We start from the raw sequence: 12,739 nt of genomic DNA, 5'->3' as shown, positions 1-12,739 counted from the left end.
CGCATGCTAGCGGGCGTCGACGCACCGGTGTTCGACGCGTGCCTGACGCGACCATGGCCATGAATTAAGCTGCGCGGACGGCCTTTGACTGGAGGTGCGGATGCGTCGCCCTGTCGCGCGGAATCTGACGGTCCTGGCGGTTTCGGCCGCCGTGGTGGTCTCGGTGGGGGCGGCAGCGCCACCCGCCGCACAGACCGACGGGGGTGAGAAAACCCCACAGGCCGTCGGATACGGCGGCGCCGTATCCAGCGTCGACCCCGACGCCTCGGCCGCCGGAATCGAGGTCCTGCGCAAGGGCGGCAACGCCGTCGACGCGGCCGTCGCCACAGCCGCCGCGCTCGGCGTCACCGAGCCCTACTCCGCCGGCATCGGCGGGGGCGGCTACTTCGTCCACTACGACGCCAAGTCCCGTACGGTGCGCACCATCGACGGACGCGAGACCGCTCCGCTGTCCGCCGACAAGAACCTGTTCACCGAGAACGGCAAGCCCATCCCGTTCGCCGAAGCCGTCAGCAGCGGCCTGAGCGTCGGCACACCCGGCACGCCCGCCACCTGGCAGACAGCGCTGGACCAGTGGGGCAGCAAGCGGCTCGCGAACGTCCTGAAGCCGGCCGAGCGGCTGGCGCGCGACGGGTTCAGGGTCGACGAGACCTTCCGCTCGCAGACGGCGTCCAACGAGACCCGCTTCCGCTACTTCCCGGACACCGCCGAACTGTTCCTGCCCGGCGGGCAGCTCCCGGTCGTCGGCTCCACCTTCAAGAACCCCGACCTCGCCCGCACCTACGCGGAGCTGGGGAACAAGGGCGTCGGCGCGCTCTACCGCGGAGGCCTCGGCCGGGAGATCGTCGACACGGTGAACAAGCCGCCCGTCGACCCGGCCTCCGGCTGGAACGCCCGCCCCGGCGACCTGTCCGCCAAGGACCTGGCCGCCTACCGCACCAAGCTCCAGGCACCCACCAGGACCTCCTACCGCGGCCTCGGCGTCTACTCCATGGCGCCGTCGTCCTCCGGCGGTACGACGGTCGGTGAGGCGCTCAACATCCTGGAGCGGACCGACCTGTCGAAGGCGAGCAAGGCGAAGTACCTGCACCGCTTCATCGAGGCCAGCCGGATCGCGTTCGCCGACCGGGGCCGGTGGGTGGGCGACCCCGCGTTCGAGGACGTACCGACGAAGGAGCTGCTGTCGCAGCGGTTCGCCGACTCACGCGAGTGCCTGATCAAGGACGACGCCGTGCTGTCCAGCCCGGTGCCGCCGGGCGATCCGCGTCATCCCGAGCGGTGCGGCTCCGGCGGCAAGGCCGCTCCGACGACGTACGAGGGTGACAGCACCACGCATCTGACGGTCGCCGACAAGTGGGGGAACGTCGTCGCCTACACCCTCACCATCGAGCAGACCGGCGGCAGCGGGATCACCGTGCCGGGGCGGGGGTTCATCCTCAACAACGAGCTGACGGACTTCTCCTTCACACCGGCGAACCCGGCCGTGCACGACCCGAATCTTCCCGGGCCCGGGAAGCGGCCCCGGTCCTCCATCTCGCCGACGATCGTGCTCGACCGGCACGACAAGCCCGTGGTGGCGCTGGGGTCGCCGGGCGGGGCGACGATCATCACGACCGTCCTGCAGACGCTGACCGGGTTTGTCGACCGGGGGTTGCCGTTGGTCGATGCGATTGCCGCGCCTCGGGCGAGTCAGCGGAATGCTGCGCAGACCGAGCTGGAGCCGGGGTTGTACGACAGTGATGTAAGGAAGCAGCTCGAAGCGATCGGGCATTCGTTCAAGGTGAATCCGGAGATCGGGGCCGCTACGGCGGTTCAGCGGCTGCCCGGTGGGAAGTGGCTGGCAGCCGCTGAGAAGGTACGGCGGGGTGGGGGATCGGCGATGGTGGTGCGGCCGGTTCGCTGAAGAGTTCGTCCGCGGGTGCGTGGGGGCTGGTCGCGCAGTTCCCCGCGCCCCTAAGAGGGGGCTGCTGAACTCTGCGTTTGGAACGTCAAGTGGCCGTCCTCGGTGTCCACCGTGACCTGGCCGCCTTCCTCCACCCTGCCGTCCAGCAGCAGTCGGGACAGTTCGTTGTCCACCTCGCGTTGGATCGTGCGGCGCAGCGGGCGGGCGCCGTACTCGGGCTGATAGCCGTGGTCGGCCAGCCATTCCACCGCTCGGTCGGTGAAGGTCACCGTGATGCCCTTCTCCTGGACGAGGGAACGGGTGCGGTCCAGCAGGAGGTTGGTGATCCGGCGCAGCTGGTCGGTGGTGAGCTGGCGGAAGACGACGATCTCGTCGATGCGGTTGAGGAACTCGGGGCGGAAGTGCTCGCGCAGCGGGCGCAGGATCTGCTCGCGCCGGGCCTCCTCGTCCGCGTCGGCGTCGCCCGAGGCGAAGCCCATCGTGGCGCCGCGGCGGGTGATCGCCTCGGAGCCGAGGTTGCTGGTCATCACGATGACGGTGTTGGTGAAGTCCACCGTGCGGCCCTGGGAGTCGGTCAGCCGCCCGTCGTCGAGGACCTGCAGCAGGATGTTGAAGACGTCCGGGTGCGCCTTCTCCACCTCGTCGAGGAGGAGCAGCGAGTACGGGTGGCGGCGGACGACCTCGGTGAGCTGCCCGGCCTCCTCGTGGCCGACGTAGCCGGGCGGGGCGCCGATCAGGCGGCTGACGGTGTGCCGCTCCTGGTACTCGCTCATGTCGAGGCGGACCATGCGGTCCTCGCTGCCGAACAGGGCCTCGGCGAGCGCCCGGGCCAGTTCGGTCTTGCCGACCCCGGTCGGGCCGAGGAAGAGGAAGCTGCCGATCGGCCGGTCGGGGCTGGCCAGACCGGCCCGGGAGCGCACCACCGCGTCGGAGACGACCCGCACGGCCTCGTCCTGGCCGACCACCCGCTGATGCAGATGCTCCTCCAGGCCCAGCAGCCGGTCCTTCTCCTCCTGGGTGAGGCTGCTGACCGGGATGCCGGTCTGGCGGGACACCACCTCGGCGATCGACTCGGCCTCGACGACGAGGTCCTGGCCCTCGTCGATCTCGCTCTCGCCACCGGCCTGGGCGATCCGCTGCTTGACGTCCAGGATCCGGTCGCGCAACTGGGTGGCCTGCTCGTAGCTCTCGTCCGCGACCGCCTGGTCCTTGTCCAGGGTCAGTTGCTCCAGCTCCCGCTCCAGGGCCCGTACGTCCGTGCCCTTGGTCCGCGCCCGCAGCCGCACCCGGGCACCGGCCTGGTCGATCAGGTCGATGGCCTTGTCCGGCAGGCGGCGGTCGGTGAGATAGCGGTCGGACAGCTCCACGGCCGCCACCAGCGCGCCGTCGGTGTAGCGGACCTGGTGGTGGGCCTCGTAGCGGTCCCGCAGGCCGCGCAGGATCTCGATCGTGTCCGCGGGAGTGGGCTCCGGGACCATGATCGGCTGGAAGCGGCGGGCCAGCGCGGCGTCCTTCTCGATCCGGCGGTACTCCTCCAGGGTGGTGGCGCCCACGATGTGCAGCTCCCCGCGGGCGAGGGCCGGCTTGAGGATGTTGCCGGCGTCCAGCGAACTGCCGTCGCCGCCACCGGAACCGGCGCCCACGACCGTGTGCAGCTCGTCGATGAAGATGATCAACTGCTCGGAGTGGGCGCGGATCTCACTGACGATGTTGTTCATCCGCTCCTCGAAGTCACCCCGGTAGCGGGTGCCCGCGACGACGCCCGTCAGGTCCAGGGCGACCACGCGGCGGCCGATCAGTATGTCGGGCACGTCCCCCTCGGAGACGCGCTGCGCCAGCCCCTCGACGACGGCGGTCTTGCCGACGCCCGCGTCACCGATCAGCACCGGGTTGTTCTTGCCGCGGCGGGAGAGGACCTCGACGGTCTGCTCGATCTCCTCGTCGCGGCCGATCACCGGGTCGATCCGCCCCTGCCGGGCCAGTTCGGTGAGGTCGCGGCCGTACTTGTCCAGGGTCGGCGTGTTCGTCGGGCGCGGCCGCTCGGCCTGCGGGACCTCCGGCGCCTCGGGCGGGGCCGAGGGCGCGAAGCGGGCCGCGTTCAGGATGTGCCCGGCGGCCGAATCGGGGTTCGAGGCCAGGGCGCTGAGCACATGCTCCGGGCCGATGTAGCCGTAGCCGCGGGCCCGGGCCATGTCGTGCGCGTCCAGCAGCGCCCGTTTGGCGGCCGGGGTGAGGGACAGCGTGGTCGGCGGCGGCGTGTCCTCGGGGCCGTGCTGGGCCGGGCCCGACCGGTCGTCGATCTGCGACGCCAGCGAGTCGGGGTTGGCCCCGGCCTTGCTGAGCAGGGTCCGGGTGGGCTCGGTGCCGAGCGCCGCCCGCAGCAGATGCTCCGTGTCGAGGTCCCGGCTGCCGTGCTCGGCGGCGTACTGGGCGGCGCCCCGGACGAGCTCACGGGCCGGCTGGCTGAGCAGCCGCCCGAGGTCGATCTGCCGGGGCCCCGGTCGCGGTCCGCCGAAGAAGCGTGCGAGGAATTCTCCGAAGGGGTCCGAGCCGTAGCCCTCCGGGCTGGTGAAGCCGCTGCTCATGGGCCTTCCGTTCCCGGCGTCCCCGGCGCCCGGGCGGGGGACACCCTCGCTGGTCGACGTGCCGGGGCCGGGTAACCCGGGTGGCAGCCGGTTACACCTGGGGCGCGCTCGTAGAACACCTTCGCACGATCGTCGGCGGCGGGCACCTTCGGGACATTTCCGTAGGATCCGGACCTCCGGGGCGTGGTTCAGCGCGCGGTCAGGATCCTCGGTCCGGCATCCGTGATCGCCACCGTGTGCTCCGCGTGGGCCGCGCGGGAGCCGTCGTTCGTCTTCAGCGTCCAGCCGTCGGGAGCCGCGTGATAGTCGTCCGTGCCGCCCCCGATGACCATGGGCTCGATCGCCAGCACCATCCCGTGCCGCAGGCGCATGCCCCGTCCCGGCCGGCCCTCGTTCGGCACCCCCGGGTCCTCGTGCATGCGGCGGCCGATGCCGTGGCCGCCGAAGCCGTCCGGGATGCCGTAGCCGGCGCCGCGGCACACCGTGCCGATCGCGTGCGCGATGTCGCCGATGCGGTTGCCCACGACGGCGGCCTCGATGCCCGCCGCGAGGGCCCGCTCCACGGTCTCGACCAGACGCGGATCGCCCTTGCGCGGGGTGCCGACGACGAAGCTGAGCGCCGAGTCGCCGACCCAGCCGCCCAGTTCGGCGCCGAAGTCGAGGGAGACGAGGTCGCCGTCGCGCAGGCGGTAGCGGTCCGGGACGCCGTGCACGATCGCGTCGTTGACCGAGGTGCACAGGACGGCGGGGAAGGGGGTCGGGGCGAAGGAGGGGCGGTACCCGAGGAACGGTGAGGTGGCGCCCGCCTCGCGCAGCACGTCGTGCGCCACCTCGTCCAGTTCCAGCAGGGAGACGCCCACGTCGGCGGCTCTTCGGGCGGCGGTCAGGGCGCGGGCGACGACCTGGCCCGCTTCGTACATGGCATCGATCGATGTGTCGGTCTTGAGTTCCACCATGCCAATTACTATACCGGTATTAGAATGGGGGCATGGTGCGCACCCCTCTCACCCCTGAAGAGCGCGAACGCGGCGAGCGGCTGGGTCGGCTGCTGCGTGAGGCGCGTGGCGACCGGAGCATGACGGAGATCGCCGCGGACGCGGGCATCTCCGCCGAGACCCTCCGCAAGATCGAGACCGGGCGGGCCCCGACCCCGGCCTTCTTCACGGTCGCCGCGCTGGCCGGCGTGCTCGGGCTGTCCATGGACGAAGTGGCGCAGCGGTGCGCGCCTGCACCGGTCTGACGTCCTGGCGCTGAGGCTCCCGCGTCGCGCGCGAAAACTCCCCGTAGCACTCCCGTAACACGACTGGTGTTGCCTACTGGGCGGAGCGCTCCGGTCTGGCGGGAGTTGAGCGATGGCAGCGGATCAACTCCCGGGCAGGGTCCGGGAGTTCGCGAACTACCTGGATGGTCTGCTGGCACGCCTCGATGCGTCCGGCGGCTGGTGCGCGGTCTTCTGGCAGCGCGACCCGGAGGGCATGCGGGCCTGCCTCGACGGGCAGGAGGTGCCGCCCTGGGACGTGGTGGAGGCGCTGCTGCAGGACCTCGCCGGGCAGTACGGCCCCGGGGGCGCGGGCCCGGAGACGGAACACGCCCGGAGCCTGCACGCCGCCGCGCTCGCCGCGTACGATGCCCGGCCGGGCGGCCGTGACGCCCTCGGGGACCGGCTGGACGTCATGCTCCGGGAGCAGAGATACGCCGCCGAACGCCAGGCCGACCTGACCCGCCTCCTCGCCTCGGCCCCCACCCGCGAACAGGCCGACACCCTCCGCCTCGACCTCGCCTGGGCTCACGACGACCACGAACGCGCGACGGCCCGCTGCGCGGAGCTGCGCGACCGGATGACCCGCCTGGACGCCCACGACCGCGGCGCAGCCGCCTTCTTCGAGGGGCGGGGTGCGGTGGCCGGGCCGGGGGGTGTCCCGGGTGCGGGGGCCTTCGGCGGTGGGGGAGGAGCCGGGGCCGCGGGCGGCGGGGCTGCTTCGGGGCGACCCGGGGGTGCGCGTGGCGGGGAGGCTTCAGGGCATGCCGCGGGTGTGCGTGGTGGGGAGATGCCGGGGGCTGCCGCGGGTGTGAGTGGTGGGCAGACGCCAGGGGCTCCCGGGGCGGTGTCCGGCGGCGGGGCGCCGACGGATGCTCCACGCGGCGGCTCGGGCCCGAGCGGGCCGGGCGATGTGTTCGGCGGCGCGAGACCGGCGGCGGGCGCACCGGGGTTCGGGGCTGGTGCGGTCGGGGACGGATCCCGCGCGTCCAGTGGCGGCGTCCGTGCGTTCGGCGACGGCCCGAGCCGTCCGGCCGATGTGTTCGGCGGCGCGAGACCGGCGGCAGGCGCATCCGCGTTCGGGGCCGGTGCGGCCGAGGGTGTTGGTGACACGGCCGACGGAGCGTCTCCCCGGGAGCAGCGTGCCCCGGGCGGTCCGTACGACCCCGCCACGCCATGGCACCCTGCCCACCAGCAGACGGCGTCCGGCACCGCCGGTCGGCACGACACCCGGCATGCGGACGCCGGCCCGGACCCGGAGAGAGAGCGGGACGCCCAGGAGCATCCGGCGGGACGGGCCGTTCCCGCCCCGGTTGCAGCCCCCGAGCCTCAGGCCACCCCACAGCCCACCCCCAAGCAGCGCAAACGCCGGCGCGGCAGTGCCCGGTTCGCCGGGATGGACGAGGAGGAGGCCATGCCCGTCGTCGTGCCGCCCGCTGCCGTGCCGACGCTGCCCGAGTCCGTTCCCGTCACCGGCCGCACCCGGCGGGGTGCCCGGTTCGCCGGGGTCGCCGAGGAAGCCACGGTCCAGGACGTAGGGCCGCGGGGCGAGGCCGGCGGCGCGGCGGACCGGGCGGAGGTCACGCGGACCGTCGGGGCACTGGCGCGGCTGCGTGCCGAGGGGCGCAGCGGGGAGGCGCACGTGCTGCTGGTCGAGCTCACGTCCTCGCCGCCCGCCCGGTTCCCGCTGCTCGCGGGCGAGCTGGAGCGGGCCGGGCTGGGCGCGGACTGGCAGACCCTGCTGTGGGAGGCCGCCTCGCTGCCCGCGGGGGCCCTGGTCGCCGCGGCGGACGCACTGGGCGCTGCCGGGCGGGTGGCGGACGGGCAGCAGATCCTGCGGCAGGGAGTCGCCCGGCCCCCGGCCGAGGTCGGCGCGGCCGTCCTCGGGCTCGCCGCAGAGGGCCGTCACCGCGAGGTGCGCGCGCTGCTCGACGCGTATGTGAGAGCCCGCACGCCCGAGGAGGCGGCCCGCAGTGCCGAGCCGGATCCGCGGCGCCTGGTACCGCTCCTGCTGGCGGCCGCCCAGGGCGTGTCGGACGAGCGCCGCTGGGATCTCGTGCACGCGCTCCGGGTCGCCGGATTCCCCGCCTGAGCCCCGCCGCCGTGCCCCGGGCGACTCACCCACAGGAGTGCGAATCGCGCTCCGCCCAGCGGGTTGGGGACGATGGTCTTGGCAAGCCCGGGCCGGAGGCTTACGTTCGTGGCTCTACTGTCCGCTTCTACGGGCGTAGAGACGCAGACGTCGCGTCGAAGGAGCAGCTCATGGCCAACGTCGTACGTGCCGCTCTGGTCCAGGCCACCTGGACCGGCGACACCGAGTCCATGGTGGCGAAACACGAGGAGCACGCCCGCGAGGCGGCTCGCCGGGGCGCGCAGATCATCGGCTTCCAGGAAGTCTTCAACAGCCCCTACTTCTGTCAGGTCCAGGAGCCCGAGCACTACCGCTGGGCCGAGCCCGTCCCGGACGGCCCGACGGTCCAGCGCATGCAGGCCCTCGCGCGCGAGACCGGCATGGTGATCGTCGTGCCGGTGTTCGAGGTCGAGCAGTCCGGCTTCTACTTCAACACCGCGGCCGTGATCGACTCCGACGGCTCCTACCTCGGCAAGTACCGCAAGCACCACATCCCGCAGGTCAAGGGCTTCTGGGAGAAGTACTACTTCAAGCCCGGCAACCTCGGCTGGCCCGTCTTCGACACCGCCGTCGGCAAGGTCGGCGTCTACATCTGCTACGACCGCCACTTCCCGGAGGGCTGGCGCGAGCTCGGCCTGAAGGGCGCCCAACTCGTCTACAACCCCTCCGCCACCCACCGGGGCCTGTCGTCCCACCTGTGGCGGCTGGAGCAGCCCGCCGCGGCCGTCGCCAACGAGTACTTCGTCGCCGCGATCAACCGCGTCGGCCAGGAGGAGTACGGGGACAACGACTTCTACGGGACGTCGTACTTCGTCGACCCGCGCGGACAGTTCGTCGGCGACGTCGCGAGCGACAGCAAGGAGGAGCTCGTCATCCGAGACCTGGACCTCGGCCTCGTCGAGGAGGTGCGGCAGCAGTGGGCCTTCTACCGCGACCGCCGCCCCGACGCGTACGAAGGGCTGGTGCGGCCGTGACCGACGACCTGCTGGGCCGCCACCGGGGCGTGCTCCCCGACTGGCTCGCCCTCTACTACGAGGAGCCCCTCGAGATCACCCACGGCGAGGGCCGCCACGTCTGGGACGCCCAGGGCAACAAGTACCTCGACTTCTTCGGCGGCATCCTCACCACGATGACCGCCCACGCGCTGCCCGAGATCACCAAGGCGGTGAGCGAGCAGTCCGCGCGGATCATCCACTCCTCGACCCTTTACCTCAACCGGCCCATGGTCGAACTCGCCGAGCGTGTCGCCCAGTTGAGCGGCATCCCGGACGCCCGGGTCTTCTTCACCACCTCCGGCACCGAGGCCAACGACACCGCCCTGCTGCTGGCCACGACGTACCGGCGCAGCAACACGGTCCTGGCGATGCGCAACAGCTACCACGGCCGTTCCTTCAGCTCGGTCGGCATCACCGGCAACAGCGGCTGGTCCCCGACCTCGCTCTCCCCGCTGCAGACGCTCTACGTCCACGGCGGAGTGCGCACCCGCGGCCCCTACGCGGACCTGAGCGACGCCGAGTTCATCGCGGCCTGCGTCGAGGACCTGAAGGACATGCTCGGCCACACCCGCCCACCGGCCGCGCTGATCGCCGAACCCATCCAGGGCGTCGGCGGCTTCACCTCACCCCCGGACGGGCTGTACGCCGCCTTCCGCGAAGTGCTGAACGAGCGCGGCATCCTGTGGATCGCCGACGAGGTGCAGACCGGCTGGGGCCGCACCGGCGAGCACTTCTGGGGCTGGCAGGCCCACGGGCAGAATGGGCCGCCTGACCTCATGACCTTCGCCAAGGGCATCGGCAACGGCATGTCCATCGGCGGGGTCGTCGCCCGCTCCGAGATCATGAACTGCCTGGACTCCAACAGCATCTCCACCTTCGGCGGCACCCAGATCACCATGGCGGCGGGCCTCGCCAACCTCAACTACCTCGTGGAACACGACCTCCAAGGCAACGCCCGGCGGGTCGGCGGCCTGCTCATCGAGCGGCTGCGGGCCGCCGCCGCGCAGGTGCCGGCCGTACGGGAGGTTCGCGGACGCGGGCTGATGATCGGCATCGAGGTGACCAGGCCCGGCACCGACGAGGCCGATCCGCAGGCCGCCGCTGCCGTCCTGGAGGCGGCCCGCGAGGGAGGCCTGCTGATCGGCAAGGGCGGCGGCCACAACACCAGCTGTCTGCGCGTCGCCCCGCCGCTGTCCCTCAACGTCGCGGAGGCCGAGGAGGGCGCCGCGATCCTCGAGAACGCTCTGCGGAGCATCCGGTAGCAGCGCACCGACGCAAGGGAAGTCGCCATGGCCACCACCCCGGACACCTGGGAACCCGCCCTGTCGGTCCGGCAGGTCCTCACCCTGGAGCGGGTGCTCGCCGGGGAGCCCGAGGTGGTGGCCGGGGCGAGCCATCTGGACCGGCAGGTGCGCTGGGTGCACGTCGCCGAGGCCGCCGACGTCGGCGTGATGCTCACCGGCGGCGAGATGGTCCTCACCACCGGAGTGCTGCTCGCCGGTGACGAGGACAAGCAAGCCGAGTACGTCCGGTCCCTGCACCGCGCGGAGGCCGCCGCCGTCGTCCTCGGACTCGGCCGCGCCTTCCCCTCAGCCCCGGACGTGATGCGCCGGGCGGCCGAGCGGTGCGGGCTGCCGATGGTCGTCCTGCACCGGCCCTTCCCCTTCGTCGAACTCACCGAGGAGGTCCAGTCACGGCTCGTGCGGCGCAAGTTCGCCGCCGTCAGCCTCTCCGAGGCCGTCCGCACCGAACTCACCGCCCTCATCACCGCGGGCGCCCCGCTGCAACGCCTCCTCGACGAGGTCGCCCGGCACAGCGCCTGCCCGGTCGTCGTCACCAACCTCGCCCACCGCGTCCTCGGCACGGCGGGGGAGCGGCCCGCGGTCGACGACGTCCTGCGCGACTGGGAACGCATCGCCCGCCAGGCCGGCGGCACCGAGGGCGACGGCTGGATCCGGGCCGAACTGGGCGGACGCGGGGAGCGCTGGGGCCGCATCGTGCTGTGCGGCTACCGCGGCGACACCGCCACCGGGCGGCTGCTGGCCGACCGCGCCGCCGAGGCCCTCGTCCTGCACCGCATGCTCGGCGGCACAGCCGCGTGCTCCTGGGAGGAGCAGTCCGCGCAGGGCCTGCTGACCGACCTGGTCAGCGGCGTCGTACCGGCCCGGCAACTGCTGCCCCGGGCCCGCGCCGCCGGACTGCCCGTCAACCGGCGGACCTTCGTACCGCTGGTCGTCCGCGACGGCGACACCGGCCGCCTCGACCGGCTGCTCAGGCTGCTGGGCCTGCCCGGACTCGTCGCCGAACTCGCCGACGGCGCCACCGCCGTACTCCTCAGCCTCCCCCGCGACCAGGACGCGGGCGCCCTCGCCGCTCACTTCGCGACCCGGCTGCGCACCGAGTCCGGGTCGGAGGCCCGCACGATCGTCGCCGCCGCCGACCCCCGGGCCGACTGGGACGACGTACCCGCGGGACTGCGCGAGGCCCAGCACGTCGCGGACGCGGTCGCCGACTCCGCGGCGGTTCTCGACCTCCCGCCGGTCGTCCGCCTCAAGGACGTCCATCTGCGCGGTCTGATCCGTCTCCTGCGCGACGATCCGCAGGTGCAGTCCTTCGCGGAGCGGGAGCTGGACGGGCTGCTGTGCGAGACCGACGAGGATCTGCTGTCCGTCCTGCGCACCTATCTCGCCACCGGCCGCAACAAGTCCCGCACGGCCCAGCTCCACCACGTCTCCCGCCCGGCCCTCTACCGCCGCCTGGAGGCGATACAGGTCCGTCTCGGGGTGGACCTCGACGACTTCGAGCAGGCCGCCTCGGTGCACATCGCGCTCCTCGCACACGACGCGCAACAGCAGTGAAACCTGTGACCACCTGGGAAAACGGCGGTGAAACATGGACCCACGGCAGCGTGACACGGTGGCACGCCGCACGCCCCCAGACGTGACACGGTGCAACTCAAAGAGCGCCTCGCGACTTCCTAGGCTCACGGCACACCGAGCGACCGGAGGTCCCGATGAGCCCAGTGATCCGTGCCGCCGTCTTCCAGACCGCCTGGACGGGCGACAAGGAATCGATGATCCAGGTCCACGAGCAGGCGGCCCGCGACGCCGCCGCGCAGGGTGCTCAAGTCCTGTGCTTCCAGGAGCTGTTCTACGGACCGTACTTCTGCCAGGTCCAGGACCCCGCCTTCTACGAGTACGCCGAGCAGATCCCCGAGGGCCCCATCGTCCGCCGCTTCCAGGCCCTCGCCAAGGAACTCGGCATCGTCCTGGTGCTGCCGATGTACGAGGAGGAGCAGCCCGGCGTCCTCTACAACACCGCCGCCGTGATCGACGCGGACGGCTCCTACCTCGGCAAGTACCGCAAGACCCACATCCCCCAAGTGCGCGGCTTCTGGGAGAAGTTCTACTTCCGCCCCGGCAACAGCGGCTGGCCCGTCTTCGAGACGGCCGTCGGCAAGGTCGGCGTCTACATCTGCTACGACCGCCACTTCCCGGAGGGCTGGCGGGCACTCGGCCTCGCCGGCGCCGAGATCGTCTTCAACCCCTCCGCCACCTCGCGCGGCCTCTCCGCCTACCTGTGGCAGCTGGAACAGCCGGCGGCGGCCGTCGCCAACGAGTACTTCGTCGGCGCGATCAACCGCGTCGGCGTCGAGGAGTACGGCGACAACGACTTCTACGGCACCTCGTACTTCGTCGACCCGGAGGCCCAGTTCGTCGGCGAGGTCGCGAGCGACAAGGAGCCCGAACTGGTCGTCCGCGACCTGGACATGGCCAAACTCCGAGAGGTCCGCGACCGCTGGCAGTTCTACAGGGACCGCGCACCGGGCGCGTACGGCCCACTGACAGCACCCTGAGACGTCCGTGG

9 protein-coding genes are annotated in these 12,739 nt (G+C 72.2%); 7 read left to right on the top strand and 2 right to left on the bottom strand.

The genetic code is table 11. From position 1 onward, the window contains the following. Positions 1–100: 100 nt before the first annotated feature. Positions 101–1,903 (top strand): gamma-glutamyltransferase, encoded by a 1,803-nt coding sequence (ggt, locus tag KJK29_RS05770; RefSeq protein WP_215117621.1) that lies wholly within the window; start codon positions 101–103, stop codon positions 1,901–1,903. Positions 1,904–1,953: 50 nt separating this feature from the next. Here the strand turns inward: ggt and KJK29_RS05765 are convergent, their stop codons facing one another. Together KJK29_RS05765 and map are read right to left on the bottom strand one after the other, a co-directional pair. Then, the gene (locus tag KJK29_RS05765) at positions 1,954–4,488 is read right to left on the bottom strand and encodes an ATP-dependent Clp protease ATP-binding subunit (protein WP_285439939.1); all 2,535 of its coding nucleotides are present in this window, start codon (positions 4,486–4,488) and stop codon (positions 1,954–1,956) included. 188 nt (positions 4,489–4,676) lie between these two features. Then, positions 4,677–5,444: a type I methionyl aminopeptidase gene (gene map, locus KJK29_RS05760; protein ID WP_215117620.1), complete on the bottom strand. Its 768-nt coding sequence runs from the start codon at positions 5,442–5,444 to the stop codon at positions 4,677–4,679. A 32-nt stretch (positions 5,445–5,476) separates the two neighbouring features. Here map and KJK29_RS05755 point away from each other — a divergent pair, with 32 nt between their 5' ends. The 6 genes from KJK29_RS05755 (at position 5,477) to KJK29_RS05730 (ending at position 12,728) form a co-directional block, all read left to right on the top strand. Then, positions 5,477–5,728, top strand: coding sequence for a helix-turn-helix domain-containing protein (locus tag KJK29_RS05755; protein ID WP_215117619.1), 252 nt, complete (start codon positions 5,477–5,479; stop codon positions 5,726–5,728). A 112-nt stretch (positions 5,729–5,840) separates the two neighbouring features. Then, positions 5,841–7,838, top strand: coding sequence for a hypothetical protein (locus KJK29_RS05750; protein WP_215117618.1), 1,998 nt, complete (start codon positions 5,841–5,843; stop codon positions 7,836–7,838). A 170-nt stretch (positions 7,839–8,008) separates the two neighbouring features. Further along, positions 8,009–8,851: a nitrilase-related carbon-nitrogen hydrolase gene (locus tag KJK29_RS05745; RefSeq protein ID WP_215117617.1), complete on the top strand. Its 843-nt coding sequence runs from the start codon at positions 8,009–8,011 to the stop codon at positions 8,849–8,851. Continuing rightward, positions 8,848–10,134, top strand: coding sequence for an aspartate aminotransferase family protein (locus KJK29_RS05740; protein WP_215117616.1), 1,287 nt, complete (start codon positions 8,848–8,850; stop codon positions 10,132–10,134). The genes KJK29_RS05745 and KJK29_RS05740 overlap by 4 nt, the downstream gene beginning before the upstream one ends. A 27-nt stretch (positions 10,135–10,161) precedes the next feature. Continuing rightward, a complete protein-coding gene (locus tag KJK29_RS05735; protein ID WP_215117615.1) occupies positions 10,162–11,730 on the top strand; it encodes a PucR family transcriptional regulator in 1,569 nt (522 codons plus the stop codon). A gap of 155 nt (positions 11,731–11,885) precedes the next feature. Then, positions 11,886–12,728 (top strand): nitrilase-related carbon-nitrogen hydrolase, encoded by an 843-nt coding sequence (locus KJK29_RS05730; RefSeq protein ID WP_215117614.1) that lies wholly within the window; start codon positions 11,886–11,888, stop codon positions 12,726–12,728. Positions 12,729–12,739: the final 11 nt, after the last annotated feature.

The sequence above is a fragment of the Streptomyces koelreuteriae genome (genome assembly GCF_018604545.1).
GTDB lineage: Bacteria > Actinomycetota > Actinomycetes > Streptomycetales > Streptomycetaceae > Streptomyces > Streptomyces koelreuteriae.
This window is presented reverse-complemented; position numbering and strand designations above follow the sequence as displayed.

What these genes read in the sequence shown, in the direction of transcription:
- ggt (WP_215117621.1), top strand. Translation starts at nt 101, where the DNA reads ATGCGTCGCCCTGTCGCGCGGAATCTGACGGTCCTGGCGGTTTCGGCC.
- KJK29_RS05765 (WP_285439939.1), bottom strand. Translation starts at nt 4,488, where the DNA reads ATGAGCAGCGGCTTCACCAGCCCGGAGGGCTACGGCTCGGACCCCTTC.
- map (WP_215117620.1), bottom strand. Translation starts at nt 5,444, where the DNA reads ATGGTGGAACTCAAGACCGACACATCGATCGATGCCATGTACGAAGCG.
- KJK29_RS05755 (WP_215117619.1), top strand. Translation starts at nt 5,477, where the DNA reads ATGGTGCGCACCCCTCTCACCCCTGAAGAGCGCGAACGCGGCGAGCGG.
- KJK29_RS05750 (WP_215117618.1), top strand. Translation starts at nt 5,841, where the DNA reads ATGGCAGCGGATCAACTCCCGGGCAGGGTCCGGGAGTTCGCGAACTAC.
- KJK29_RS05745 (WP_215117617.1), top strand. Translation starts at nt 8,009, where the DNA reads ATGGCCAACGTCGTACGTGCCGCTCTGGTCCAGGCCACCTGGACCGGC.
- KJK29_RS05735 (WP_215117615.1), top strand. Translation starts at nt 10,162, where the DNA reads ATGGCCACCACCCCGGACACCTGGGAACCCGCCCTGTCGGTCCGGCAG.
- KJK29_RS05730 (WP_215117614.1), top strand. Translation starts at nt 11,886, where the DNA reads ATGAGCCCAGTGATCCGTGCCGCCGTCTTCCAGACCGCCTGGACGGGC.